Below are 23871 nucleotides of genomic sequence, written 5' to 3' on the forward strand. Positions count from 1 at the left end.
TTATCTTCCCAACCACGGCTGTGGATTGACCGCCTGACCCTGGCGACGAATTTCAAAATAGAGTGCCGGCCTGCCCTGACCGCCGCTGCTACCCACAAGTGCTATAGGCTGCCCGGCGCGAACCTGCGTACCGACGCTGACCAGTGCGCTCTGGTTATAACCGTACAGGCTCATATCGCCTTTACCGTGTTCAACGACGACCACCAGGCCATAGCCCTGCAGCCAGTCCGCCAGAATGACGCGACCATCGGCAATGGCTTTAACTTCGGTGCCTTCGGATGCGCCAATAACCATCCCCTTCCAACGTAGCTCACCCTGCAGCTGTTCGCCATAACGATGTAACGTTGGACCACGAACGGGCCAGAATGCCTGACCGCGCGGCGAACCCAGGCCCCCGGTACGCGACATCAGTGATTTTTCACTTTCGGTCGGTTTATAGGTTGAGCCTTTTCGTGACGCATCCTTCTGCTTATCACGTACGGCCTGCGCCTCGCGTGCTTCACGTTCCGCGCGCGCTTTGGCCGCGGCTTCGGCGCGAGCAATGCTGTTGCGCAGACGGGATTCGTTGGCGCGCATTTCGCCCAGTTGCTGTTGACCCTGTTGAATCGATGATTCCAGACTCGAAAGCGTTTTCTGGCGTTCGTTACGTGCCTGTTCCAGCTTAGCCTGCTGAGCGCGCTGTTCGTACAGTAGCGTCTGCTGTTCGCTCTGCTTATCTTCCAACTCGGCTTTTTGCGAGTCGACCTCTTCGCGGGTTTGTTTCAGCTGCGCGATGGTTTCCTGTCGCGCCTGGTTCAGATAGCCGAAATAGGCCTGCAGGCGTTGCCCACGCTGGCTTTCTTCACCGCTAAGAATGAGCTGAATGCCGGTGTGTTCGCCCTGGCGAAAAGCTGCGTCTAGCTGCGCTGCCAGGCTGCGCTCTTGCGCGGCCCGCTGTTTTTCCAGCTTCGCGAGTGCTGCGTTCATCTCTGCGATTTGTGCATTCAGCTGCGCCAGTGAGTTTTGCGTTTCGCGCAACTGCCTTGCGGCAACGGCGATGGCTTGTTCCTGAGCTTTAAGCTGAGCGAGGAGGGTGGCGCGTTGTTGTTGCTGTTGGCGTACCGCGCGTTCTTTTGCCGCGATATCGGCCTGAATAGATTTGAGCTGGTCGCGTTCGTCCGCGTGGGCGGAAAAGGCGCACAGCAATACGCCAGCGCTAAGCGCGCTGGCGTAGAACAAGGGCCTGACTGAAAACTTACGCGGTTTCACGGCCCGAGTGATGGTATTAATCGCCTTTCCCCTCATGGGGAGGGATTATTCCACGATGAACAGCGGCTTACCAGTCATCTCTTGCGGGATTTCCATACCCATCAGCGTCAGCATCGTCGGGGCGATATCAGAAAGTTTGCCGCCTTCGACTGCTTTAACGTTCTTACCACCGACATAAATCAGCGGAACGGGCAGGTTGGTGTGCGCAGTGTGCGCCTGACCGGTGGACGGATCGCGCATCTGCTCTGCGTTACCGTGGTCTGCGGTGATCAGCAACTGGCCGCCAACGGATTCAACCGCTTTCGCGACCTGTGCAACGCAGTGATCCAGCGCTTCAACCGCTTTAACCGCTGCTTCCATTACGCCGGTATGACCAACCATGTCGCCGTTCGGGTAGTTACAAATGATGGTGTCGTATTTTCCGCTCTCAATCGCCGCAACCAGTTTTTCGGTCAGCTCAGCAGAGCTCATCTCCGGCTGCAGATCGTAGGTCGCCACTTTCGGCGAGTTGATCAGGATGCGGTCTTCACCTTTGAACGGCTCTTCTACGCCACCGTTGAAGAAGAAGGTCACGTGCGCATATTTTTCGGTTTCGGAAATACGCAGCTGTGTTTTGTCGTGCTTCGCCATCCACTCGCCAAGGGTGTTAGCCAGAGACGCTGGTGGGTAAGCAACCGCAGTTTTGATGTCGGCCGCGTATTCGGTCAGCATCACAAAGTTGAGGTTAACGACTTTCTTACGGGCGAAGCCGTCGAAATCAGCATTAACAAACGCACGAGTGATTTCACGCGCACGGTCAGCACGGAAGTTCATGAAAATCAGCGTATCGCCGTCTTCCATGGCGGCTTCAGCCTGGCCTTCAGCACGGATCACGGTCGCTTTCACGAATTCGTCGTTTTCGTCGCGGGCATAAGCAGCCTGCAGGCCTTCAACCGCTGTAGCGAACTGGAACTCACCTTTTGCCAGCGTCATCAGGTCATAAGCCTGTTCAACGCGATCCCAACGGTTGTCGCGGTCCATAGCGTAGTAACGACCAATGATGGACGCTACGCGGCCTTTGCCCAGCGCGGCAAATTTCTCTTCGAATTTCTGCAGTGAATGTTCAGCGCTGCGCGGCGGGGTATCACGGCCATCAAGGAAAGCGTGCAGATAGATTTTCTCAGCCCCGCGTTCAGCAGCCATTTCTACCATCGCCATGATGTGATCTTCGTGGCTGTGAACACCGCCCGCAGAGAGCAGACCCATGATGTGAACCGCTTTGCCGCTATTTTTTGCCTGGTCGACCGCATTGGTCAGCACCGGGTTAGCGAAGAAAGTACGCTCTTTAATTTCTACATCCAGACGGGTCAGGTCCTGATACACGATACGGCCCGCGCCCAGGTTGACGTGACCGACTTCGGAGTTGCCCATCTGGCGATCGGGCAGGCCAACTTCCAGGCCAGACGCATCAATCAGGGTATGCGGACGTTTTGCCCACAGGGCATCCATTACCGGGGTTTTAGCACTAAAAATGGCGTTATCCTGGCTGTCTTCGCGATAGCCGTAGCCATCCAGAATCACCAGTACCATAGGTTTTTTAGAAACCGACATTGCGACAACCTCACACTTAATAGATAAAAAATAATTGCGTAATTTTACTACAGCTGAATCGATAAAGTAGCCCCGGAAGATCAAATAATCGACCAGAGCGCGCCGCAGAGGGCGTGGTTTTAGGTTTTTTTTTCCGTAGCGCCCCGCAAAAATGCAATCCAATGCACGCTCTGGCTGTATTTGCGCCAACGCGCAGGTATACTCCTTTCCTGGTTTTTTTAATCACTGAGTCGGGAGTTGTTACCCCCCATGCAAGAAATTATGCAATTTGTTAGTCGCCACCCTGTATTGAGTATCGCCTGGATTGCGTTACTGGCGGCTGTATTATTTACCACGTTTAAGAGCCTGACTTCCAAAGTGAAGGTGATTACGCGCGGAGAAGCCACACGTCTCATCAATAAAGAAGACGCCGTTGTCGTGGATTTACGTCAGCGCGACGACTTCCGCAAAGGCCATATCGCAGGCTCCACTAACCTGCTGCCGAGCGAAATCAAAGCCAACAACTTTGGCGAACTGGAAAAACACAAAAACAAACCTGTGATTGTGGTTGATGGTTCAGGCATGCAGTGCCAGGATTCAGCAACTGCGCTGATCAAAGCCGGTTTTGAGCAGGTGTCTGTACTGAAAGATGGCGTAGCGGGCTGGAGTGGTGAGAATCTGCCACTGGTTCGCGGCAAGTAATTTACCCGTCTTCTTTCATGCCGCAGGGTAAAAAGAACACTGGAGATAAGTCATGGCCAATATTGAGATCTATACCAAAGCAACCTGCCCGTTTTGCCATCGCGCAAAGGCGCTCCTGAACAGCAAGGGTGTGAGTTTCCAGGAGCTTCCGATTGACGGCGATGCCGTGAAGCGTGAAGAAATGATCAAGCGCAGTGGCCGTACTACGGTTCCGCAGATTTTTATTGATGCACAGCACATTGGTGGTTGTGACGACTTGTATGCGTTGGATGCGCGTGGTGGACTGGATCCGCTGCTGCGTTAAGGCGTACCGAAGTATTTAAAGGACAACACTAAAGGGTTTTCTCAACATGTCAGAACAAAATAACACTGAAATGGCTTTCCAGATCCAACGTATTTATACCAAGGATGTGTCTTTCGAAGCGCCAAATGCACCGCATGTTTTCCAGAAAGATTGGCAGCCAGAGGTTAAACTGGATCTTGATACCGCATCTACCCAACTGGCAGATGACGTGTATGAAGTAGTGCTGCGTGTCACCGTAACGGCTTCCCTGGGTGAAGAAACTGCGTTCCTGTGCGAAGTTCAGCAGGGCGGTATTTTCTCCATCAGTGGTATTGAAGGGACTCAGATGGCGCATTGCTTGGGCGCATACTGCCCGAACATTCTGTTCCCGTATGCCCGCGAATGCATCACCAGCCTGGTTTCACGCGGTACGTTCCCGCAACTGAACCTTGCGCCGGTCAACTTTGATGCGCTGTTCATGAACTATTTACAGCAGCAGGCTGGCGAAGGTACTGAAGAACATCAGGATGCCTGATGAACCAAAGTAATGCTTCAATGACTGTGATTGGTGCCGGCTCGTACGGCACCGCTCTTGCCATCACCCTGGCAAGAAATGGCCATCAGGTTGTCCTGTGGGGCCATGATCCTAAACATATCGCGACTCTCGAGCACGATCGCTGCAACGTCGCGTTCCTTCCTGATGTGCCTTTTCCCGACACGCTGCGCCTGGAAAGTGATTTAGCCACTGCACTGGCCGCCAGTCGTAATATTCTGGTGGTGGTGCCGAGCCACGTCTTTGGCGAAGTGCTGCGTAACATCAAACCATTGATGCGTCCTGACGCACGACTGGTCTGGGCGACAAAAGGTCTGGAAGCGGAAACAGGGCGTCTGCTGCAGGACGTCGCGCGTGAAGCGCTGGGGGACTCAATTCCACTGGCGGTTATTTCCGGCCCGACGTTCGCCAAAGAGCTGGCTGCGGGCATGCCGACGGCGATTTCTCTGGCCTCGACGGACGACAATTTTGCTGACGATCTCCAGCAGTTGCTGCACTGCGGCAAAAGCTTCCGCGTTTATAGCAACCCGGATTTCATTGGCGTGCAGCTTGGCGGCGCGGTGAAAAACGTCATTGCCATTGGTGCGGGGATGTCTGACGGCATCGGTTTTGGCGCGAATGCACGAACCGCATTGATCACCCGTGGGCTGACCGAAATGTCTCGTCTTGGTGCGGCGCTGGGGGCCGATCCTGCCACCTTTATGGGGATGGCGGGTTTAGGCGATCTGGTGCTGACCTGTACCGACAACCAGTCGCGCAACCGTCGTTTTGGCATGATGCTCGGCCAGGGGATGGACGTGCAGGGTGCGCAGGACAAGATTGGCCAAGTGGTTGAAGGCTATCGCAATACGAAAGAAGTTCGTGAATTGGCGCACCGTTTTGGTGTTGAGATGCCAATAACCGAGGAAATTTATCAAGTATTGTATTGCGGAAAAAACGCGCGCGAGGCAGCATTGACGTTATTAGGCCGTGCACGCAAGGACGAGCTGAGTCGCCACTAGCTGTAAGGAACTGTTGAATATAACGACCCGATCCGCGAAGAACGGATCGGTCGTTTTGCTACCTTCTGGAGTACGCAATGCCGTGTGAAGAACTGGATATCGTCTGGAAAAACATTAAAGCGGAAGCCCGGGCACTGGCGGAATGTGAGCCAATGCTGGCCAGTTTTTACCACGCAACGCTGCTCAAGCATGAAAATCTCGGCAGTGCGCTAAGCTATATGCTGGCGAATAAACTCGCTTCTCCAATCATGCCCGCCATTGCGATTCGCGAAGTCGTAGAAGAGGCCTACGCGGCCGATCCTGAAATGATTGCCTCAGCGGCCTGCGATATTCAGGCAGTACGCACGCGTGACCCGGCTGTAGATAAATATTCCACTCCACTGCTGTATCTGAAGGGCTTTCATGCGCTTCAGGCCTACCGTATCGGTCACTGGCTGTGGCATCAGGGGCGTCAGGCGCTGGCGATCTTTCTGCAAAATCAGGTGTCCGTTACCTTCCAGGTTGACATTCATCCGGCGGCAAAAATTGGCCGTGGGATTATGCTCGATCACGCCACCGGCATTGTGGTCGGTGAAACCGCGGTGATTGAAAACGATGTCTCTATTCTGCAATCCGTCACGCTGGGTGGGACCGGTAAAGCCGGCGGTGACCGCCACCCGAAAATTCGTGAAGGCGTGATGATCGGCGCGGGAGCAAAAATTCTCGGCAACATTGAAGTCGGGCGCGGCGCGAAGATTGGCGCAGGTTCGGTCGTGCTACAGCCCGTACCGCCGCATACCACCGCCGCAGGCGTACCGGCGCGCATCGTCGGTAAGCCAGACAGCGATAAACCGTCCATGGATATGGATCAGCATTTCAACGGGATACATCATACGTTCGAATACGGCGATGGCATCTGATTTCGAGCTATCTTACTTGTCATCTTGAACCCGGGCTGTGCTCGCCATCCTCACGTACTACGTGTACGCTCCGGTGGCTGCGTGCAGTCCGTGTCCAACCTGACTGCGCCGATAACGCTCGAAAAATAACGGTAAATTCTTTCGTAGGTCGGATAAGGCGTCAGCCGCCATCCGACAAAAATCAACTACGCAATATCGCGCCGGGATAACCTAACTGGCGCCAGGCCTCATACACCACCACCGACACCGCATTCGACAGGTTCATGCTGCGACTGTCCGGCATCATCGGAATACGAATTTTTTGTTCGGCAGGCAGCGCGTCGAGGATGCTGGCTGGCAGACCGCGAGTTTCCGGGCCAAACATCAGATAATCCCCATCCTGATAGCTTACCGCGCTATGCGCTGGCGTACCTTTGGTGGTCAGGGCAAACAGACGTTGCGGATTTTCTGCGGCGACGAAGGCGGCGTAATCAGGGTGGCGTTGCACGGCGGCAAATTCATGGTAATCCAGCCTCGCGCGACGCAGGCGCTTGTCGTCCCAGGTAAAGCCCATTGGCTCAATAATATGCAGACGAAAGCCGGTGTTGGCGCAAAGACGGATAATATTGCCGGTATTTGGCGGGATTTCTGGTTCGAATAAAACGATGTTTAGCATGCTGCCCCCTTAAGTACGGGGCAGCATAGCAAATTAACGTTTACGCCGCATTTCCACGTTTGGGCTGCATCGGGTAGTCAGCCACCTGTTTACCCAGTTCTTGTACCAGCGAATCACGGCTGATTTCGCTAATCGATTTTGCACCGGTCAGGGTCATTGCCACCTTCATCTCTTTCTCGATCAGATTTAGTAGATTCGCCACCCCGGCCTGACCGTGGGTGGCCAGCGCGTACAGATAAGCACGTCCCAGCAGAACACTATCCGCGCCCAGCGCAATCATACGTACGACGTCCAGACCGTTGCGGATCCCACTATCTGCCAGAATGGTGATATCGCCTTTTACTGCATCGGCAATGGCGGGCAGCGCGCGAGCAGAAGACAGCACGCCGTCTAACTGGCGGCCACCGTGGTTAGAGACAACAATACCATCCGCGCCAAAGCGTACGGCGTCTCGGGCATCTTCGGGATCGAGGATCCCTTTGATCACCATCGGGCCATCCCAGAATTCGCGGATCCACTCGAGGTCTTTCCAGGAAATCGACGGATCGAAGTTATTCGCCAGCCAGCCGATGTAATCCTCAAGACCGGTAGGTTTACCAAGATAAGTCGAGATATTACCTAAATCATGTGGGCGACCGTTCAGGCCAACGTCCCATGCCCACTGTGGATGGGTGACTGCCTGCCAGTAGCGGCGCAGTGCGGCATTTGGGCCGCTCATCCCGGAATGGGCGTCACGGTAGCGTGCACCCGGTGTTGGCATATCGACGGTAAAGACCAGCGTAGAGCAGCCCGCCGCTTTGGCGCGTTCCAGCGCGTTGCGCATAAAGCCACGATCGCGCAGAACATATAGCTGAAACCACATTGGACGCTTGATGGTTGGGGCGACTTCTTCAATCGGACATACGGATACCGTGGAAAGCGTAAACGGAATGCCTTTGGCATCAGCGGCGGCGGCGGCCTGAACTTCGCCCCGGCGCGCGTACATGCCGCACAGACCGACAGGTGCAAGGGCCACCGGCATGGAGAGCGTTTCGTTGAACAGCTTTGTCTCCAGGCTCAGGTCGGACATATTCTTCAGCACGCGCTGGCGCAGCGCCACCTCTGACAGGTCTGCCACGTTACGGCGCAGAGTGTGCTCTGCATACGCCCCTCCGTCTATATAGTGGAACAAGAAGGGGGGTAGGATGCGCTGGGCTGCGGCACGATAGTCGCTGGCTGCTGAAATAATCATGTGTTGTTCTCCCTGCTATTCTCACCAGGGTCACCGGGCAGGCGGGTGATACGCGCCTGGCGGGCCTGATCTTCATCAAATCGTTTAATCGTGGTATGGACAAAACTGAGGTGCGCCATCATTGCTTTACGCGCTCCGTCGGCATCTCCGGCAACAATCGCATCCAGGACGGCCTGATGCTGCGCCGTCAGTTGCGAAAATACGGGCGGCACAAGGTACATACGCTGGCGGCTCTGTTTCACCGAAGACTGCAATACGTCGAAGAAACCGCGCATGGTCTGTAACAGCACCACGTTGTGCGAGGCTTCCGCAATGGCGAGATGAAAGCGAACGTCTGCCTGCGAGGCGAGATCTGGATCTTCGCTTTGTGTGGCCTCGAAACAGAGTCTGATCTTCTCTTTGTCGGCAGCAGTGGCACGCATAGCTGCATGCCAGGCGGTGCTGGCTTCGATGGCGTGGCGGGCTTCCAGAATATCGAAACTGTAATCAGGGTCGTCCGCCAGCAGAGTTTTCAGCGGCTGAACGATGTTTTGTTCAGACCAGGCCTCATGCTGCCAGCGGATAAACGTCCCGCCGCCACGACGGCTAATCAACACGCCTTCGCTCACCAGTTTCGCCAGCGCCTCGCGCAGCGAGTTGCGCGATACGCCGAGCTGTACGGCCAGTTGGCGCTCAGCGGGCAACTTCATGCCCGCCTCCAGCTGTTGTTCTTCAATCAGCGCCCGCACACGAGATGCGACTTCGTCTGACAGGCGTCTGGGCATCACTATCATGGAATCATCCAGGTTAAGACATAGGCCTGCAGCGTGGTAATCACACCCACCATGCAGGTGAAAATCAGACTGTGCTTCACGGTAAAGCGGAACAGATCAGACTCTTTCCCCACTAATCCCACTGCCGCACAGGCGATTGCGATAGATTGCGGAGAGATCATCTTGCCGGTCACGCCGCCGGTGGTATTTGCGGCCACCATCAGCACATCCGAAACGCCGATTTGCTGAGCGGCCGTGGCCTGCAGGGCGGCGAACAATGCGTTTGATGAGGTGTCGGACCCGGTCAGGAATACCCCCAGCCAGCCAAGGAACGGCGAGAAGAAGGTAAATGCGCTGCCGGTATGTGCCAGGGCCAGTGCCAGGGTGGATGAAAGCCCGGAGTAGTTAGAGATAAACGCGAATGCCAGCACCATCCCGATGGAGTAGATAGGCAGCGCCAGATCTTTCAACGTGCTGCCAAAGGTCTGCAGCGCAGCAGATGGCTTCATTTTCAGCCAGACGATAGACAGCAGGGCGGCAAACAGTATTGCGGTACCGGTCGCGGAGAACCAGTCAAATTTGTACACCGCCGCGTAGGCTGTAGCTTCGTGTACGACCGGTGGCATACGGGCAACCAGCTTGTCGAGGAACGGAACCGGAATATTGACCACCCAGTGGTACATCGCGCCGCCTGGCGCAAACAGCGCTTTAAACGGCGGTATGCTCCACAGCGTGACGGTAGCGGTCAGGAACAGGAACGGTGACCAGGCGCGTACCACCTGCCCAGCGGTGTAGCGGGTGCGTGACAGATCCATATCGACCTGCGAAGCGCCCATATCGCCAAAACGGAAGATGCGTACCGGCTGCCAGCGTTTCAGGAACAGCGTCAGACACACCAGTGAGACCAGAGAAGAGATGATGTCCGGCAGTTCCGGCCCGATAAAGTTAGAGCTGAGGTACTGTGCGATAGCAAACGAGCCGCCAGCGACCATCACCGCAGGCCAGGTTTCTTTGACACCACGCCAGCCATCCATAATCGCCATAATCCAGAACAGCACGATAATGGTCAGGAACGGCAGTTGACGACCTACCATCTGGCCAATCTCGAAGCTGTCCAGTCCGGTAACCTGACCGGCAACCAGAATCGGAATGCCCATTGCGCCAAAAGCGACCGGCGCGGTATTTACGATCAGGCACAAACCTGCCGCATACAGCGGGTTAAAGCCAAGACCAACCAGCAGTGCGGCGGTAATCGCTACCGGAGCACCGAAGCCTGCTGCTCCTTCGAGGAATGCCCCAAAGGAGAAACCGACAATCAGCATTTGCAGACGCTGGTCTGGGGTAATCGAGAGTATCGATGATCGGATAATGTCGAACTGTCCGGTCTTCACCGAGATTTTATAGACGAATACCGCGGCGATAATGATCCAGGCAATTGGCCACAGACCGTAGAAGAAACCGTACACTACGGATGCCAGCGCGTGATCGACCGGCATTTTGTAAAACAGCAGGGCGACTGCCAGAGCAATCACCACCGTCCAGGACGCCGCAACATAGCCTTTCAGCTTGAGCTTAATCAGGGCGAAGAAAAAAAACAGGATAGGGAGCGATGCGATCAGGCTGGAAAGCCAGATATTACCGGCCGGGTCGTAGTTCTGTTGCCAGAGATTCATTGCAGGTCTCCTGGGGGCCGCCGACATAATGGAATGAGTCTTTGCTCAAATCTTCGTCACACTATGTGTAAAAGTGGCCCTGCCAATATTGTTGTGTAGGGGTAATGACAATGAATGGTTAATCAAATGTTATTTATTGGCAACGGTATTGTACTCACATTTTAATGAAATGTGAGGTGTTGGTATGATCTGGCTAAAATTGGTAGGGCCAATTGAGGGGTGAGGGCAACAAAGAGAAGTGAAAAGGCAATGGCATGATGCCATTGCCTTTGATGTCGGGAGTATTGTTACTTCATTACCACTGGAAGCCAGCACCAATGGCTGCAGAGTAATCGCCCTGGCTGTTGCTGGTTCCTTGCAATTTATACACCCAGCCCCCGCTTTCACTTACCATGGAGACACCAATGGCGACGGCACTTTCACCATTAAACGTACCCCCAGCAATCGAGGTCATGTTGGCTCCCGGTGCGTAAGCTTGTGGAAGACCAGCCATGGCCATTGCTGAGGCAATACCGCCGCTCATCTTGTTTTCTACTCCTTTGATTTTACTGTTCATTTCACCCATTTTTTGATCGGTATAGGTGTTTGCTTCTTCTACGCTGCGTTTCAATTGCGCATAGTTCACCGCATCCGTATCGTTCACCGCCGCTGAAACATTGCCGATCCGAGTGGTACCGCCACTCCCGTCTCCCAGGTTGAGCACACTGTAGTTAACCGAGCCATCGGTATTGGTTTCATAACGAACGGAACCTGCTTCTGAGGCTTTCAGTTGCGCCACATTAACCGCGTCAGTGTTGTTCACCCCTGCGGCAACATTGGTAATACGACGTTGTTGAGTCGAGGAACCGACAGACACCGTATTCGCTTCATCTGCGACTGAATTTGTACCTAACGCCACGCTGTTTTCAGCAGCCGCAATAGATCCGGAACCTATCGCGACGCTGTCCGTACCTTGGGCATTTGCATCTACGCCATCGGTGTTGGTCTTGAAGTACTTGGTGCTCCCGGTAGTGACAATATCGCCGACAGAGTTTTCGATATTGGTGACGCGGGTATCAAGACTACTCACCTGCGTGTTCAGGTTATTGATGCTTTCGGTATTTGCGGCAACGTGGCTGTCGGTGACTTTCAATTGACCAACGTTTACGGCATCGGTGTCTGCCGAACCCGCCGCGACGTTAGTGATCTGACGTTGACCGTCTTCACTGCCGACAGAGAACTCACCGACAGAGTTCTGCGGTGCGTCCATGTTGTAGGCGGTGTAGTCAGTCTGTGCGCCGCGAGTGGTCTGAGAACCATTACCCATTGCAATACTGTTTGCATGGTTGGCGCGTGCGTTAGAACCGATAGCAATACCGTTGATGGCATCAGCCATCACCAGTGTATTCAGACCAATACCAATACCTGCATCAGCATTGACGATGGTTTTCGCACCCATTGCCAGTGAGTCAGTCCCGACAGCCAGTGAATCTTCTTCCGTTGAGTTTGCGTGGTAGTACTTGGTCGGTGTAGTGGCGACCGCACCAATGGCATTTTGTAACTGACGAACTGTTACTGCATCTTGCGCTTCAGAGCCGTCCGCAACGTTGGTAATTTGACGATAGCTTTCTCCATCCGTCCCCAATGACAACGCGCCCAGCAACTCTCTGTCTGTTGTATCGTAACCAATGACGACGCCATCGCTTGTTACACTCGTTGCTTGTATACCGGTTGTAATAGCGCGGTTAGAGCTGGAGCCACTGCCCAAGGCGATGCTGCCCTCAATGCTGCTGCTGCTGTTCTCTCCAAGAGCCAGGCTCGAAGCACCGGATGCAACGGCGTTGTAACCCACTGCTGTTGCGCCGTCACCCGTTGCGTATGCATCCTGGCCTTCAAGCCCGCTATCATTCGTGCGGATGTATTTCACGCCGGTACCATTTTCCGTGATATAGGTTTCGCTGGTATCGCCGGTTATTTGGCTAATAGATTCGTTGTACTGAGAAATCAGCATGTTAGTTTCATAGAGCTGAGAGCCATTAACGGCGTCAGTACTGTCACTGGCGATTTCACCTGCTGCTACATTGGTTATCTTATTGGTACCGCTGGTACCGTGGCTGGCGCTGAACGCACCCTCTTCGTCATCCCAGCTCAGTGCATCGGTACCAAGGTTGGTGATGGACGTATTGATATCCGCGATAGCAGAGGTGTTTTGATCTACCTTCTGGTTGGTTTCATACAACTGTGAGCCGTTTACCGCGTCGGTACTGTCCTCAGAAAGCTCCCCGGCGGCGACATTGGTGATTTTACTGGTACTTCCACCGTGGTTTGCGCTGAAAGCTCCGATGTCTTCGTCCCATAACAGAGCATTATCAGTGAGGCCGGTAATGGAGGTATTAATGTCAGTGACAGAAGTATTCAGGTTATCAATTGCGGTGCTGTTCTGAGATATGTTGGTGGTATTGGCGGCGATATCGGTCGTATTCTGATCCACTTTTTCATTGGTTTCGAACAGCTGCGAACCGTTAACCGCGTCGGTGCTGCTCTCAGAAAGCTCCCCGGCGGCGACATTGGTGATTTTGTTTGCCGTACTACTTCCGTGGCTGGCGGAGAACGAATTCGTTTCCTCATCCCAGCTCAGTGAATCGGTACCAAGATTGGTGATCGTCGTATTGATATCTGCAATATCTGATGTGTTTTGATCTACCTTCTGGTTGGTTTCATACAGCTGTGAGCCGTTCACCGCGTCTGTACTGTCTTCAGAAAGGTCCCCGGCGGCGACATTAATGATTTTGCTGGCGCTTCCCGCGTGCTTAGCGCTGAATGCACCAGAGTCAGCATCCCACAGCAGGGCATCATCGGTGAGCGTGGTAACTGAGTCGCTCAGGTTGTTGATATTGGTGGTGTTGGTGGCGATATCAGTGGTGTTCTGAGACACATTTTCGTTGGTGGCAAACAACTGGGAGCCGTTAACGGCATCGGTGCTGTCCGCGGCCAGGGTGCCTGCCGCCAGATTGGTGATCTTACTGGCGCTTCCCGAGTGGTTAGCGCTGAATGCACCAGAGTCAGCATCCCACAGCAGGGCATCATCGGTGAGCGTGGTAACAGAGTCGCTCAGGTTATTGATATTGGTGGTGTTGGTGGCGATATCGGTTGTGTTCTGGTTAATGCTGTCGGTATTGGTAGTGATATCAGCAGTGTTCTGATCCACTTTCTCATTTGTATCAAACAGCTGGGAGCCGTTAACGGCATCGGTGCTGTCCGCGGCCAGGGTGCCTGCCGCCAGATTGGTGATCTTGCTGGCGCTTCCCGAGTGGTTAGCGCTGAATGCACCAGAGTCAGCATCCCACAGCAGGGCATCATCGGTGAGCGTGGTAACAGAGTCGCTCAGGTTATTGATATTGGTGGTATTGGTGGCGATATCAGTGGTGTTCTGGTTAATGCTGGTCGTATTAGCGGCGATATCGGTTGTGTTCTGGTTAATGCTGTCGGTATTGGCGGTAATATCGGCAGTGTTTTGGTTGATGCTGTCGGTGTTGGCGATGATATCAGCAGTGTTCTGATCCACTTTCTCATTTGTATCAAACAACTGGGAGCCGTTAACGGCATCGGTGCTGTCCGCGGCCAGGGTGCCCGCCGCCAGATTGGTGATCTTACTGGCGCTTCCGTTGTGCTTAGCGCTAAAGGCGCTAGTGCTGTCATCCCATAACAGCGCGTCTTCGGCTAATCCTGCGACAGAGGCATCTGTGTTAGTGATAGAAGTGTTAAGTGCGCTTAATGCACTGCCTACGTTATTGTAGATGCCAGTGCCCACCTCGTAGAGAGGGGCATTCACCGTACCATCAGAATTAACAGAAGCCCCTCCGCCGAGTCGATCGGCGACAGATTGACTTAAAGAATAAATTTGCGAACCTGTGACGGCATCGGTACTGCTGGAATTGATGTCGCCTTTAGCAACATAGGTGATCTGCCGTTGAGTGGTGCTGTTACCCACGGCGACGGAATTGTCTTCCAGGGCGGTAGAGCCAGTGCCAAGGGCAACTGAGTTGGTGCCTATCGCTTTTGCGCCATTACCAAATGCAGCACTGTCGTCGCCGCTCGCAGTGGATTGATTACCTAGTGCAACGGAAGTTATTCCGCTCGCAGTGGCTTTATTACCTAATGCAACCGATTTTGCACCGCTCGAATCGGCATAAACACCCATTGCCATCGAATAACTTCCACTGGCCGAGGAAGAGGCTCCCATTGCAATGGCCCGGTCACCGGCAGAAACCGATTTTACGCCAAGCGCTAGCGAAGAGTCGCCGGAGGATTGGCTGTATGAACCAATGGCGGTACTCCATTTCCCCATCGCAGAGGCGTTATAACCCATTGCGGCGCTTGCGCCATCTTCGTTGGTGTAAGTATTGGCTGTGGCAGCGGTACCAATTGCAATCCACCCTGTTCCCGTTGTACCGGATACAGTAACACCGCTGCCAGTATCGTTCCCTGCGTTGGCCAGCGCATCCGCTGAGATCATAATACCGCTAAGGCTGATGAGTGCGGAAACCGCCAGCTTTCTGCGGCCGCTTTTTTTTCCGCGGCTTTTTGCGGTTTCGCTGGTGACAATAAATGTTCCCGTAGCGGCATTCCAGAGGACTTTAAATATTTTGTTCATGGATAAGTGCTTTCCTTTTCTAAAATAGTTGTAACAATGGCTATTATTTTTTTTGCTTCTTTTTTGTATCTTTAATAGGTTGTATGCTTTCGAAGATAACATTCTTCATGTTGATGCCTATTTTTAGATACTTAAGATTATTGGGCGATACGCCTTTTAATGTCAGCGTGACATTTGTCCATGCTCCCGGTAAGAGTTCGATTGTCGAATCCATTTTCGTGTTGAGCAGGAGTTGTCGCCAGCGAGGCAGATCTTTTGCCTCGGAAGGTTTTTTCGTACCCCACGTCATATTAAACGCCAGGTTTGATACGGGAACGCTGAGTAAGTTAACCAAATCAAGATGAATAACACTTCCATCATCTATTGGCTCAATAGATAAAATACGCCCGGCTAATCCAATATTGCCGTTGTTAATAATAAAATAGTGCGTTTGTGATGGGTCCAGTTCTGTGTAGTCGAATAGTCGTTGTTTGCGTTCAATGCGGCCAACGACTTCAGCGACCTTTTGGGTCGCCTGGATAAGTGTAGTTTGTTGTTTTTCTAATAGGTCTATCTTTGCTTCTTGTTCTTTTTGCTGTTTTTTTAGTTCTTCGACAAGGTGTTTATCTGCAAAGTAATCACAACCTGATAACAAGAATGTGAATCCTAAAACAAGCAGGGGAACAAATTTTCCATTATTGTTCATATAAAATATCCTTATTTGTAATTTATATGGTGTAAATAGCTAACCTGTTATTTATTCAGCTAACTCACCATTCTGCGGGCATTGCCAATAACCCATTAATGTATGGTTATAATGAAAATATTCATTGTTTCTATGGAATTGTGCAAGTACCCGACGTTCTTTATTAATTACCCATAGCAATGCCTTATAAAAATATAATCATAATATTTATGTATAGAGGCATTGTTTTATGGATGATAATGTTATTTAATTTTGTGGGTCAATTATATTCTGCGGGTCATGAGAAAAGAGGATGAAAAAATTCATTGTATAAATATAAACGGACATGATGGTGGAGTTTTTTTCCTGAAAAGCAGGAATTGCCGTTAAAAATGAACTTGTATATAAGCGGTGTAAATATTTCCAAGAAAAAATTCAGAATATAGCCCGATGCTCTCAAGACACCCGTCGTACGGCGGGTGTCTTGAGAGCCTGTGATGCGGGAGTGTTTAGAACTCGCTCTTCGCGAAGCCCGTCATCTCTTTCAGACCCATTTCACGGCCAAGCTCGGTCATCGGGTGGACGACGATCAGGCCGCGCACGCTTTTCTTCAGTTTGCCCATGTCAGCCTGCTCTTTTTTGGTGATGGCCCGACGGAACGGAAGTTTTGTCAGCTTTTGCGCTTCTTTGCTCAGCTTCTGGCCGTGAACTTCACGCAGGCGTGCGATCTCGGCTTCCAGAGTTTCTTTCTCTTTTTCCAGCTCGGCGTATTTGTCGGCGGCTTCAACCAGGGACAGGTCTGCCTGCTGGTGACGAATAGCGTCCAGACGATCGCTCAGGCGTTTAATTTCGTTTTTTTCGACTTCTTTCATAGGATAGCTTCTGATAAAAATAGGATGAATGCCCTATAGTATGCGCGCAGAGCGGGATTATTCACAACTGCTCGAAGATAAATAATCAAATACCGTAAGTATTAATTAGCTAATGATAATGTTACTACATTGATTAACAAGGAATTTTAAGCGATAAGATCGGCCGTGGTGCTTTTTATTGGCGTGTTCGTGGTGAAGCACGTTTTCCTCAATATAAACACCAAACTGATCCTAAACTTAAATGATCAACCGCACAGGCTGAGCGCGGTTAATACATGGAGGAGGGAAGATTATGGCGAAAATAGGTGAGAACGTTTCAATCCTGATTGATAAAACTGTCGATTTTATGGCTTCAAGCCAGGCTTTTCGCGAATATTTGAATAAAACACCGCCGCGCAACGTTGTCCCTTCAGAAATACCGCAGGAAAACGCGCAGCTGTATCTGCAACGTCTGGCGTACTATCGGCAACTGTATCGACCGCAGCAGGAAGAGAAATAAGCAAACATCGTCTTATTTTTGAAAGGCTTTTTTTAAGCTGATTTTAGAAATCAGCTCGGTCAGGGAAAGGACCATGGTGGATCGAACCATCTGCTGGTAACGCTGGATCTGCATGGCATGCAAACCAGAGTCTGAGGTATCAAACTGGGGTGGCGGCGGGAGTGCCGTCACGCAGTGAAGTTCACCAAACGGTCCAAGAATTTCGTCGTCGGTGAATGCGTATTCGTTGCCGTCGTGATTCAGCTCCTCCCGCAGCGCCATCAGCAGCTCAGCATCTTCATACTCCGGGCGACTGAGTACGCCCAGGCCGTAGATTAACTTCAGACGAACAGAAAGATCGCCCAACGGACCATCGCCGTCGAGCAGCGGTTCTACGGCGTATTTCACCGCATAGTCGTCTTTGCGAAATACCTGAAGCACAAGGATATTCACCGCCTCGGTGAGCAGTTCTACGGCGGTGATGAGGAAGCTGCGTACGGTTTTGCCAGCATTCAGACGCTCAAGCACACGATTTTCAAAGGCCTGCGTTTGTTCCATTATTGCCTGCATATCTGACAATCTATTATTCAGGCGCAGGATATCCTGCGCCAGGTCCTGCATCATTTCTTTGCGTTATACGCGTTAACAGCCTCAAGCACGACATCACTATTGGCATCCAGCCCGGAAACTTGCGCCAGCGCGGCCTGTGGGCCTTTTTCGTCAATCAGCGCGGCCAGTTCCTGTGCCTGCGGATCTTCTTCGCTGCGATAGTGCATCGCTGCCGCAATACCGGTAACCAGATTCGCATGCGGCAAACCATACTCCAGCGTACCCAGCAGTGGTTTAATCAGGCGGTCGCCAGCGCTAAGTTTACGCAGCGGCTGACGACCCACGCGCTCAACGTCATCTTTCAGATACGGGTTTTCAAAACGACCGAGGATTTTCTGAATGTATGCCGCATGTTTTGCTGCATCAAAGCCATAGCGTTTGATCAGTACCGCGCCGCTCTCTTCCATCGCACCTTTTACCACTGCGCGGATTTTCTCGTCGAGAATCGCGTCACGGATGGTTTGATGACCGGTCAATTTTCCGAGGTACGCGGTTATAGCATGCCCGGTGTTCAGCGTGAAGAGTTTACGTTCGACAAATGCCATCAGGTTATCAGTTAATTCCATTCCTGGGATGTTTGGCAGTTCACCTTTGAACTGTGTTTTGTCGACAATCCACTCACTGAAGGTTTCGACGGTAACTTCCAGCGGATCGTTGGTTGCTGAAGCCGAAGGCGGAACAATGCGGTCCACGGCAGAATCGACAAAGCCAACATGTTCTTCAACCCAGGCTTTATCTTCATCTGCTAACGCGTTCATTACATGGCCTTTCAACTGGGTCGTTCCGCGCACCATGTTTTCACAAGCGATGATATTTAGCGGAGTAGCGATGCCCTGCGCCTTGCGTTTAACCAGTCCTTTGGCGATGGCTGGAGCGATACGCTCAAGCACAACCGGACCGACGGCGGTAGTGACTAAATCTACGTGGGCAATCAGTTCAACAACATCATCGCAGATGCTGCTCACGGCGTTGACGCCAGAGACGGTATCAATCTGCTCGTTTTCACCCACGACATGAACCTGATAGCTATGACGGGCATTCAGGGCATCGAGCACGACCTGATTTACATCCGCGAACGTCAGCTGTATCCCCGCGTCCGCCAGCAGTTTGCCGATAAAGCCACGACCGATATTACCTGCGCCAAAATGTAATGCTTTCATAGTATTAACCTTCATTAATGTTTTTACCCAAGAGGGCTGGGGTGAGGGACTGCATTGATTTCCCCTCAACCTAACCCTCTCCACAAGGGAGAGGATTTTGTAGGCCCGGTAAGCGTGAGCGCCACCGGGCAATAACGCTTACTTACGACCTGCCAGCAGTTCCAGAACTTCATCCACGCTGGTGGTATGGGCCAGACGTTCGATCACGGATTCATCATCCAGAGCGTTAGTCAGGCTGGTAATCACCTGGATGTGCTCGTTGTTACGCGCTGCGATACCAATAACCAGACGGGCAATATCGTCTTCTTCTTCACCGAAGCGAACGCCTTCCGGGTACTGGCAGAACACCACACCGGTTTTCAGCACGCGGTCTTTGGCTTCAACCGTACCGTGCGGTACTGCGATGGACTCACCCAGGTAAGTCGGGGTCAGTTTTTCGCGGTCCAGCATCGCCTCAACGTATTCTGGCTCAACGTAGCCACCTTTCACCAGTTGCTCACCAGCAAAGCGAATCGCTTCTTCTTTGTTAGCCGCTTTACGGCCAAGGAAGATGTTCTCCGCACCCAGTTTGAACAGGTGGGTATCACCCTCTTCAAAGCTGTCTTTCAGGTGGTCGCGAACTTTCTCCTCGTTCACGTTGTGGCGCTGCGCAGCGACCAGACGTTCGGTCAGGTTGGAGTACAGACCGCTGTCGAGGAAGTTGGTCAGCGAAATGTGCTGTGCCTGAGGCACCTGGCGCATCGCGCGTTCGGTCAGGTCACGGTGGGTAATGACCAGATCCACATCCGGCGGCAGATTGTTAATCGCGCTGTTAGTGACGGAAATCTGAGACAGCCCTGCATCCTGCACTTTCTTACGTAGTACGCCCGCACCCATGGCGCTGGAACCCATACCGGCATCGCAGGCAACGATGATTTTACGCACATGGCTCAGGTCGTTGGTTACATCGCCAGCCGCCAGCGGAGATGCGCCTTTGGATTCCGCTTTCATGTCGTGCATACGACGGGTTGCGGCATCAATGTCATCATCTTCTTTCACTTTGCTGGTTTTCAGCAGAATGGCTGAGACCACAAAGGAGACTGCCATAGCCGCACAGATAGCAGCGATGTTAGCGAAGTAAGCTCCCTTAGGTGTCATTGCCAGCACGGCCAGGATAGAACCCGGAGACGCCGGAGAAACCAGACCGCCGTTCAGGATAGTCAGGGTAAATACGCCAGTCATACCGCCGAGAATAACGGCCAGGATCAGGCGCGGGTTCATCAGCACGTACGGGAAGTAAATTTCGTGGATACCACCCAGGAAGTGGATGATAGCCGCGCCGCCTGCAGACTGCTTAGCGCTGCCGCGACCGAAGAACATGTACGCCAGCAGGACGCCCATACCCGGACCTGGGTTAGCTTCAATCAGGAAGAAGATGGATTTACCCATCTCATGGGACTGCTGAATACCCAGCGGTGAGAAAATACCGTGGTTAATGGCGTTGTTGAGGAACAGGATTTTCGCCGGTTCAACGAAAATCGATGCCAGTGGCAGCATGTCATGGACAACCATGAAGTTAACGCCTGCCGCCAGAATTTTGGACAGTGCTTCAACCAATGGACCAATGCCGAGGAATGCCAGAATGGCGAGGATCATACCGATGATGCCAGCGGAGAAGTTATTCACCAGCATCTCAAAACCGGATTTGATCTTACCGTCTACCCAGTTGTCGAAGTGTTTGATCGCCCAGCCGCCCAGTGGGCCTGCAATCATCGCGCCGAGGAACATTGGCATGTCCGCACCGACGATAACGCCCATGGTGGTGATTGCACCAACTACGCCGCCACGCTCGCCGCCAACCAGTTTACCACCGGTATAACCGATCAGTAGCGGCAGCAGATAGGTGATCATCGGGCCGACCAGCTTCGCCAGCGTTTCGTTCGGCAACCACCCTGTCGGAATGAATAATGCGGTGATAATACCCCACGCGATAAACGCGCCGATATTTGGCATCACCATGTTGCTGAGGAATCGACCAAAGCTTTGCACCTTGATCTTAATATCGGATGACATAAAAACACCCCTTCTTATGTTTGCTATCACGCAGGCTGAAAGCCCGAGGTTTGTTAATGTAGCGGCAGGAGGTAGCCGGACCCTGTAGATACTGCGAAATCTGGCACTGAATCGTTCAACTGTCCAGTCGATGGCCTTTTATGTGACATTCGTCACGTAAATATAGGGTGTATGGCGTTAGTTAATGTGATTTTCATCACAAAATACCGGTACAAAAAAACATCGCAGTGCAATAATTCGCTGAAAATGAGGATTAAATGTGAAGTGATTCACATTTTTACTTTCCTTGTTTGTTGGATTTTTGTGATGTGAATCGCAAAGTATTTTCATCTGAAATTTATCAGATGTGATCTGCGGCAGGTTCTACCCCCGACATTTTTTATTGCAAAACAAAGCAACTTCTCACCAGAAAAAATATTTATTTTGTGGTATGGCAAAAACCCTTAACTCCAGTTATGTTCAAAACATCAGCCAGGGTGCATACGGCTGCCGGCATAAAAAAACTCTAATTAGCGTGAATTCGAGGCAGGTATGTTTCTAAATTATTTCGCGTTGGGCGTGCTGATCTTCGTTTTTCTGGTTCTGTTTTACGGAATCATCGCCATTCACGATATTCCCTATAACATGGCTAAAAAACGTAACCATCCCCATGCCGATGCCATCCATACTGCAGGATGGGTGAGCTTGTTCACTCTTCATGTTATTTGGCCGTTCCTGTGGATCTGGGCCACGCTCTACCAGCCTGAAAAGGGATGGGGAATGCAGTCACACATCACACCGACCGGAAAGGAGTCAGACCCTGAGATTGCCGCGCTGGCAGCGCGCATCACCCAGTTGGAAAAAAGACTGGATGGGGAGAAAAAAACCGATAACTCCACCTTTCCGGAGATTTAATCATGGATTTGTTGATAGTCCTGACCTATGTGGCCTTTGCCTGGGCCATCTTTAAAATATTCCGTATTCCGGTAAACCAATGGACGCTTGCTACCGCTGCATTAGGTGGGGTGTTCATTGTTGCGGGATTGATTTTATTAATGAACTATAACCACCCGTATACCTTTACGGCGCAAAAAGCGGTTATTTCAATTCCGGTCACTCCGCAAGTCACAGGAATTGTTAGTGAGGTAACGGATAAAAATAATCAGCTAATTAAAAAAGGCGATGTGCTGTTTAAACTCGATCCGGTACGGTATCAGGCGCGTGTCGACAGGCTGCAGGCTGATCTGGTTACTGCTACGCACAACATCGACAACCTGAAAGCACAGTTGTCGGAAGCGGTCGCCAATACCACCCGTGTATCTGCTGAACGTGACCGTCTGTATAAAGATTATCAACGCTATTTGAAAGGCAGTCAGGCGAAGGTTAACCCGTTCTCTGAAAGCGATATCGATAACGCCCGGCAAAACTATCTGGCACAAGATGCGCTGGTCAAAGGCTCAGTAGCGGAACAGACGCAGATTCAGAGCCAGTTAGACAGTATGGTCAACGGTGAGCAATCCCAGGTCGCCTCCCTGCGCGCCCAGCTTGCCGAAGCCAAATATAATCTTGAGCAGACCGTTGTGCGTGCGCCCAGCAACGGTTACGTGACGCAGGTGCTCATTCGCCCGGGGACTTACGCCGCCGCGTTGCCTCTGCGACCTGTTATGGTATTTATTCCTGAACAAAAACGGCAAATCGTGGCGCAATTCCGCCAGAACTCGCTGCTGCGCCTTAAACCAGGCGATGAAGCGGAAGTGGTGTTTAACGCGCTGCCTGGCCAGGTTTTCACCGGCAAGCTGACCAGTATTCTTCCGGTCGTTCCGGGCGGTTCTTATCAGGCGCAGGGCGCATTACAGTCCTTAACGGTGGTGCCGGGTACCGATGGCGTGCTGGCCACGATTGAGCTGGATCCGAATGCCGATGTGGATGCGCTGCCGGACGGTATCTATGCTCAGGTTGCAGTCTATTCCGACCATTTCGCCCACGTGTCGGTAATGCGTAAAGTACTGCTGCGCATGACCAGTTGGATGCATTACCTTTATTTGGATCATTGAGACTGCCATCACCTGCCATTTTCAGTGACCTGAGCCATACTAAGCGGTGTCCCACTATCGTTGGGCACCGCTTTTTTGTTGGCAAAAAGGACCCGGCATGAAACTCATTGGCAGCTATACCAGCCCTTTTGTGCGTAAAATTTCTATTCTGTTACTGGAAAAGGGCATCACCTTCGAATTTGTGAATGAACTCCCCTATAACGCGGATAGCGGCGTGGCGCGCTATAACCCGTTAGGTAAAGTACCCGCGTTGGTCACCGATGCGGGCGAGTATTGGTTTGATTCTCCTATCATCGCGGAATATATAGAGCTACTGGATATTGCACCAGCCATGCTGCCGCGTGATCCGCTGGCTGCGCTGAAGGTACGCCAGTTGGAAGCGTTGGCAGACGGCATTATGGATGCCGGTTTAGTTTCGGTGCGCGAACAGGCTCGCCCTGCCGTGCAGCAGTCAGAAACTGAATTATTACGTCAGCGTGAGAAGATCACCCGTAGTCTGGATGTGCTGGAAGGCTATCTGGCGGATGGTACGCTGAAAACGGATACGGTTAACCTGGCAACCATTGCGATTGCCTGCGCCGTCGGTTATCTCAATTTCCGTCGGGTTGCGCCCGGCTGGTGTGTTGACCGACCCCGTCTGGTCAAACTGGTGGAAACGCTCTTTCAACGCGAGAGTTTTGCCCGTACAGAACCGCCAAAGGCTTGATGCGTATTATGTCCGCCTGAGCAAAGTCACGGTACAATCCTTCCTATATCGATATCCCTCTCCACGGTGGAGAGGGCCACCAACAGCCAGGCCCTTTC

Annotated in this window: 21 protein-coding genes; 9 read left to right on the forward strand and 12 right to left on the reverse strand. The window is 52.3% G+C overall.

What is annotated here, in order from left to right:
* Both envC and gpmM read right to left on the reverse strand, forming a co-directional pair.
* The gene (envC, locus tag JQN59_RS00575) at positions 1 to 1260 is read right to left on the reverse strand and encodes a murein hydrolase activator EnvC (RefSeq protein ID WP_231587333.1); all 1260 of its coding nucleotides are present in this window, start codon (positions 1258 to 1260) and stop codon (positions 1 to 3) included.
* Between the two features lie 33 nt (positions 1261 to 1293).
* Positions 1294 to 2838 (reverse strand): 2,3-bisphosphoglycerate-independent phosphoglycerate mutase, encoded by a 1545-nt coding sequence (gene gpmM / locus JQN59_RS00580; protein WP_048216378.1) that lies wholly within the window; start codon positions 2836 to 2838, stop codon positions 1294 to 1296.
* 249 nt (positions 2839 to 3087) lie between these two features.
* Here gpmM and JQN59_RS00585 point away from each other — a divergent pair, with 249 nt between their 5' ends.
* The 5 genes from JQN59_RS00585 to cysE all read left to right on the forward strand — a co-directional run bounded on the left by JQN59_RS00585 (position 3088) and on the right by cysE (position 6255).
* The gene (locus JQN59_RS00585; RefSeq protein ID WP_003024148.1) at positions 3088 to 3519 is read left to right on the forward strand and encodes a rhodanese-like domain-containing protein; all 432 of its coding nucleotides are present in this window, start codon (positions 3088 to 3090) and stop codon (positions 3517 to 3519) included.
* Between the two features lie 52 nt (positions 3520 to 3571).
* The gene (gene grxC / locus JQN59_RS00590) at positions 3572 to 3823 is read left to right on the forward strand and encodes a glutaredoxin 3 (RefSeq protein ID WP_003024152.1); all 252 of its coding nucleotides are present in this window, start codon (positions 3572 to 3574) and stop codon (positions 3821 to 3823) included.
* Positions 3824 to 3869: 46 nt separating this feature from the next.
* Positions 3870 to 4337: a protein-export chaperone SecB gene (gene secB, locus JQN59_RS00595; protein ID WP_003024155.1), complete on the forward strand. Its 468-nt coding sequence runs from the start codon at positions 3870 to 3872 to the stop codon at positions 4335 to 4337.
* On the forward strand, positions 4337 to 5356 hold the full coding sequence (gpsA, locus tag JQN59_RS00600) for an NAD(P)H-dependent glycerol-3-phosphate dehydrogenase (protein WP_149607890.1): 1020 nt from the start codon (positions 4337 to 4339) through the stop codon (positions 5354 to 5356). The genes secB and gpsA overlap by 1 nt, the downstream gene beginning before the upstream one ends.
* 77 nt (positions 5357 to 5433) lie before the next feature.
* Positions 5434 to 6255, forward strand: a complete 822-nt coding sequence (cysE, locus tag JQN59_RS00605; protein ID WP_003024160.1) for a serine O-acetyltransferase — start codon at positions 5434 to 5436, stop codon at positions 6253 to 6255.
* A gap of 181 nt (positions 6256 to 6436) precedes the next feature.
* On the opposite strand, the gene trmL is transcribed toward cysE, so the two are convergent.
* From trmL to JQN59_RS00640, 7 genes are all read right to left on the reverse strand, one after another.
* Positions 6437 to 6910, reverse strand: a complete 474-nt coding sequence (gene trmL, locus JQN59_RS00610) for a tRNA (uridine(34)/cytosine(34)/5-carboxymethylaminomethyluridine(34)-2'-O)-methyltransferase TrmL (RefSeq protein ID WP_204528155.1) — start codon at positions 6908 to 6910, stop codon at positions 6437 to 6439.
* Between the two features lie 40 nt (positions 6911 to 6950).
* Positions 6951 to 8141, reverse strand: coding sequence for an FMN-dependent L-lactate dehydrogenase LldD (gene lldD / locus JQN59_RS00615; RefSeq protein ID WP_008786460.1), 1191 nt, complete (start codon positions 8139 to 8141; stop codon positions 6951 to 6953).
* A complete protein-coding gene (gene lldR / locus JQN59_RS00620) occupies positions 8138 to 8914 on the reverse strand; it encodes a transcriptional regulator LldR (protein WP_003024170.1) in 777 nt (258 codons plus the stop codon). The genes lldD and lldR overlap by 4 nt, the downstream gene beginning before the upstream one ends.
* Complete coding sequence (lldP, locus tag JQN59_RS00625) at positions 8911 to 10566, reverse strand: L-lactate permease (protein WP_048215310.1); 1656 nt, start codon at positions 10564 to 10566, stop codon at positions 8911 to 8913. Before lldP ends, lldR begins: the two co-directional genes overlap by 4 nt.
* 295 nt (positions 10567 to 10861) lie before the next feature.
* The gene (gene sadA / locus JQN59_RS00630) at positions 10862 to 15199 is read right to left on the reverse strand and encodes a trimeric autotransporter adhesin SadA (protein WP_204528156.1); all 4338 of its coding nucleotides are present in this window, start codon (positions 15197 to 15199) and stop codon (positions 10862 to 10864) included.
* Positions 15200 to 15242: 43 nt separating this feature from the next.
* Positions 15243 to 15884: a DUF3251 domain-containing protein gene (locus JQN59_RS00635; protein WP_048215312.1), complete on the reverse strand. Its 642-nt coding sequence runs from the start codon at positions 15882 to 15884 to the stop codon at positions 15243 to 15245.
* Positions 15885 to 16372: 488 nt separating this feature from the next.
* Positions 16373 to 16735, reverse strand: a complete 363-nt coding sequence (locus tag JQN59_RS00640; RefSeq protein ID WP_008786458.1) for a YibL family ribosome-associated protein — start codon at positions 16733 to 16735, stop codon at positions 16373 to 16375.
* A 292-nt stretch (positions 16736 to 17027) separates the two neighbouring features.
* On the opposite strand from JQN59_RS00640, the gene JQN59_RS00645 reads away from it, so the two are divergent.
* A complete protein-coding gene (locus JQN59_RS00645) occupies positions 17028 to 17234 on the forward strand; it encodes a hypothetical protein (RefSeq protein ID WP_032945348.1) in 207 nt (68 codons plus the stop codon).
* Between the two features lie 12 nt (positions 17235 to 17246).
* On the opposite strand, the gene mtlR is transcribed toward JQN59_RS00645, so the two are convergent.
* The 3 genes from mtlR to mtlA form a co-directional block, all read right to left on the reverse strand.
* Complete coding sequence (gene mtlR, locus JQN59_RS00650) at positions 17247 to 17834, reverse strand: mannitol operon repressor MtlR (RefSeq protein ID WP_003024179.1); 588 nt, start codon at positions 17832 to 17834, stop codon at positions 17247 to 17249.
* Complete coding sequence (mtlD, locus tag JQN59_RS00655; RefSeq protein ID WP_149607367.1) at positions 17834 to 18982, reverse strand: mannitol-1-phosphate 5-dehydrogenase; 1149 nt, start codon at positions 18980 to 18982, stop codon at positions 17834 to 17836. Before mtlD ends, mtlR begins: the two co-directional genes overlap by 1 nt.
* A gap of 138 nt (positions 18983 to 19120) precedes the next feature.
* Complete coding sequence (gene mtlA / locus JQN59_RS00660) at positions 19121 to 21034, reverse strand: PTS mannitol transporter subunit IICBA (RefSeq protein WP_008786455.1); 1914 nt, start codon at positions 21032 to 21034, stop codon at positions 19121 to 19123.
* Between the two features lie 531 nt (positions 21035 to 21565).
* Here mtlA and JQN59_RS00665 point away from each other — a divergent pair.
* The 3 genes from JQN59_RS00665 (at position 21566) to JQN59_RS00675 (ending at position 23773) form a co-directional block, all read left to right on the forward strand.
* Complete coding sequence (locus JQN59_RS00665; protein ID WP_003827338.1) at positions 21566 to 21928, forward strand: DUF3302 domain-containing protein; 363 nt, start codon at positions 21566 to 21568, stop codon at positions 21926 to 21928.
* 2 nt (positions 21929 to 21930) lie between these two features.
* A complete protein-coding gene (locus JQN59_RS00670) occupies positions 21931 to 23067 on the forward strand; it encodes an HlyD family secretion protein (RefSeq protein ID WP_008786454.1) in 1137 nt (378 codons plus the stop codon).
* A 97-nt stretch (positions 23068 to 23164) separates the two neighbouring features.
* Entirely contained in the window at positions 23165 to 23773 is a 609-nt protein-coding gene (locus tag JQN59_RS00675) for a glutathione S-transferase (protein ID WP_149607366.1), read from the forward strand.
* Positions 23774 to 23871 lie beyond the last annotated feature (98 nt).

Origin of the sequence: Citrobacter sp. B72, assembly GCF_016894305.1 — a bacterium.
In the GTDB taxonomy this organism is placed as follows: domain Bacteria; phylum Pseudomonadota; class Gammaproteobacteria; order Enterobacterales; family Enterobacteriaceae; genus Citrobacter; species Citrobacter portucalensis.

Bases quoted from the DNA above. Each gene is read 5' to 3' on its own strand.
- gpmM (WP_048216378.1), bottom strand. From the start codon at position 2,838: ATGTCGGTTTCTAAAAAACCTATGGTACTGGTGATTCTGGATGGCTAC.
- JQN59_RS00585 (WP_003024148.1), top strand. From the start codon at position 3,088: ATGCAAGAAATTATGCAATTTGTTAGTCGCCACCCTGTATTGAGTATC.
- grxC (WP_003024152.1), top strand. From the start codon at position 3,572: ATGGCCAATATTGAGATCTATACCAAAGCAACCTGCCCGTTTTGCCAT.
- secB (WP_003024155.1), top strand. From the start codon at position 3,870: ATGTCAGAACAAAATAACACTGAAATGGCTTTCCAGATCCAACGTATT.
- gpsA (WP_149607890.1), top strand. From the start codon at position 4,337: ATGAACCAAAGTAATGCTTCAATGACTGTGATTGGTGCCGGCTCGTAC.
- cysE (WP_003024160.1), top strand. From the start codon at position 5,434: ATGCCGTGTGAAGAACTGGATATCGTCTGGAAAAACATTAAAGCGGAA.
- trmL (WP_204528155.1), bottom strand. From the start codon at position 6,910: ATGCTAAACATCGTTTTATTCGAACCAGAAATCCCGCCAAATACCGGC.
- lldD (WP_008786460.1), bottom strand. From the start codon at position 8,141: ATGATTATTTCAGCAGCCAGCGACTATCGTGCCGCAGCCCAGCGCATC.
- lldR (WP_003024170.1), bottom strand. From the start codon at position 8,914: ATGATAGTGATGCCCAGACGCCTGTCAGACGAAGTCGCATCTCGTGTG.
- lldP (WP_048215310.1), bottom strand. From the start codon at position 10,566: ATGAATCTCTGGCAACAGAACTACGACCCGGCCGGTAATATCTGGCTT.
- sadA (WP_204528156.1), bottom strand. From the start codon at position 15,199: ATGAACAAAATATTTAAAGTCCTCTGGAATGCCGCTACGGGAACATTT.
- JQN59_RS00635 (WP_048215312.1), bottom strand. From the start codon at position 15,884: ATGAACAATAATGGAAAATTTGTTCCCCTGCTTGTTTTAGGATTCACA.
- JQN59_RS00640 (WP_008786458.1), bottom strand. From the start codon at position 16,735: ATGAAAGAAGTCGAAAAAAACGAAATTAAACGCCTGAGCGATCGTCTG.
- JQN59_RS00645 (WP_032945348.1), top strand. From the start codon at position 17,028: ATGGCGAAAATAGGTGAGAACGTTTCAATCCTGATTGATAAAACTGTC.
- mtlR (WP_003024179.1), bottom strand. From the start codon at position 17,834: ATGCAGGACCTGGCGCAGGATATCCTGCGCCTGAATAATAGATTGTCA.
- mtlD (WP_149607367.1), bottom strand. From the start codon at position 18,982: ATGAAAGCATTACATTTTGGCGCAGGTAATATCGGTCGTGGCTTTATC.
- mtlA (WP_008786455.1), bottom strand. From the start codon at position 21,034: ATGTCATCCGATATTAAGATCAAGGTGCAAAGCTTTGGTCGATTCCTC.
- JQN59_RS00665 (WP_003827338.1), top strand. From the start codon at position 21,566: ATGTTTCTAAATTATTTCGCGTTGGGCGTGCTGATCTTCGTTTTTCTG.
- JQN59_RS00670 (WP_008786454.1), top strand. From the start codon at position 21,931: ATGGATTTGTTGATAGTCCTGACCTATGTGGCCTTTGCCTGGGCCATC.
- JQN59_RS00675 (WP_149607366.1), top strand. From the start codon at position 23,165: ATGAAACTCATTGGCAGCTATACCAGCCCTTTTGTGCGTAAAATTTCT.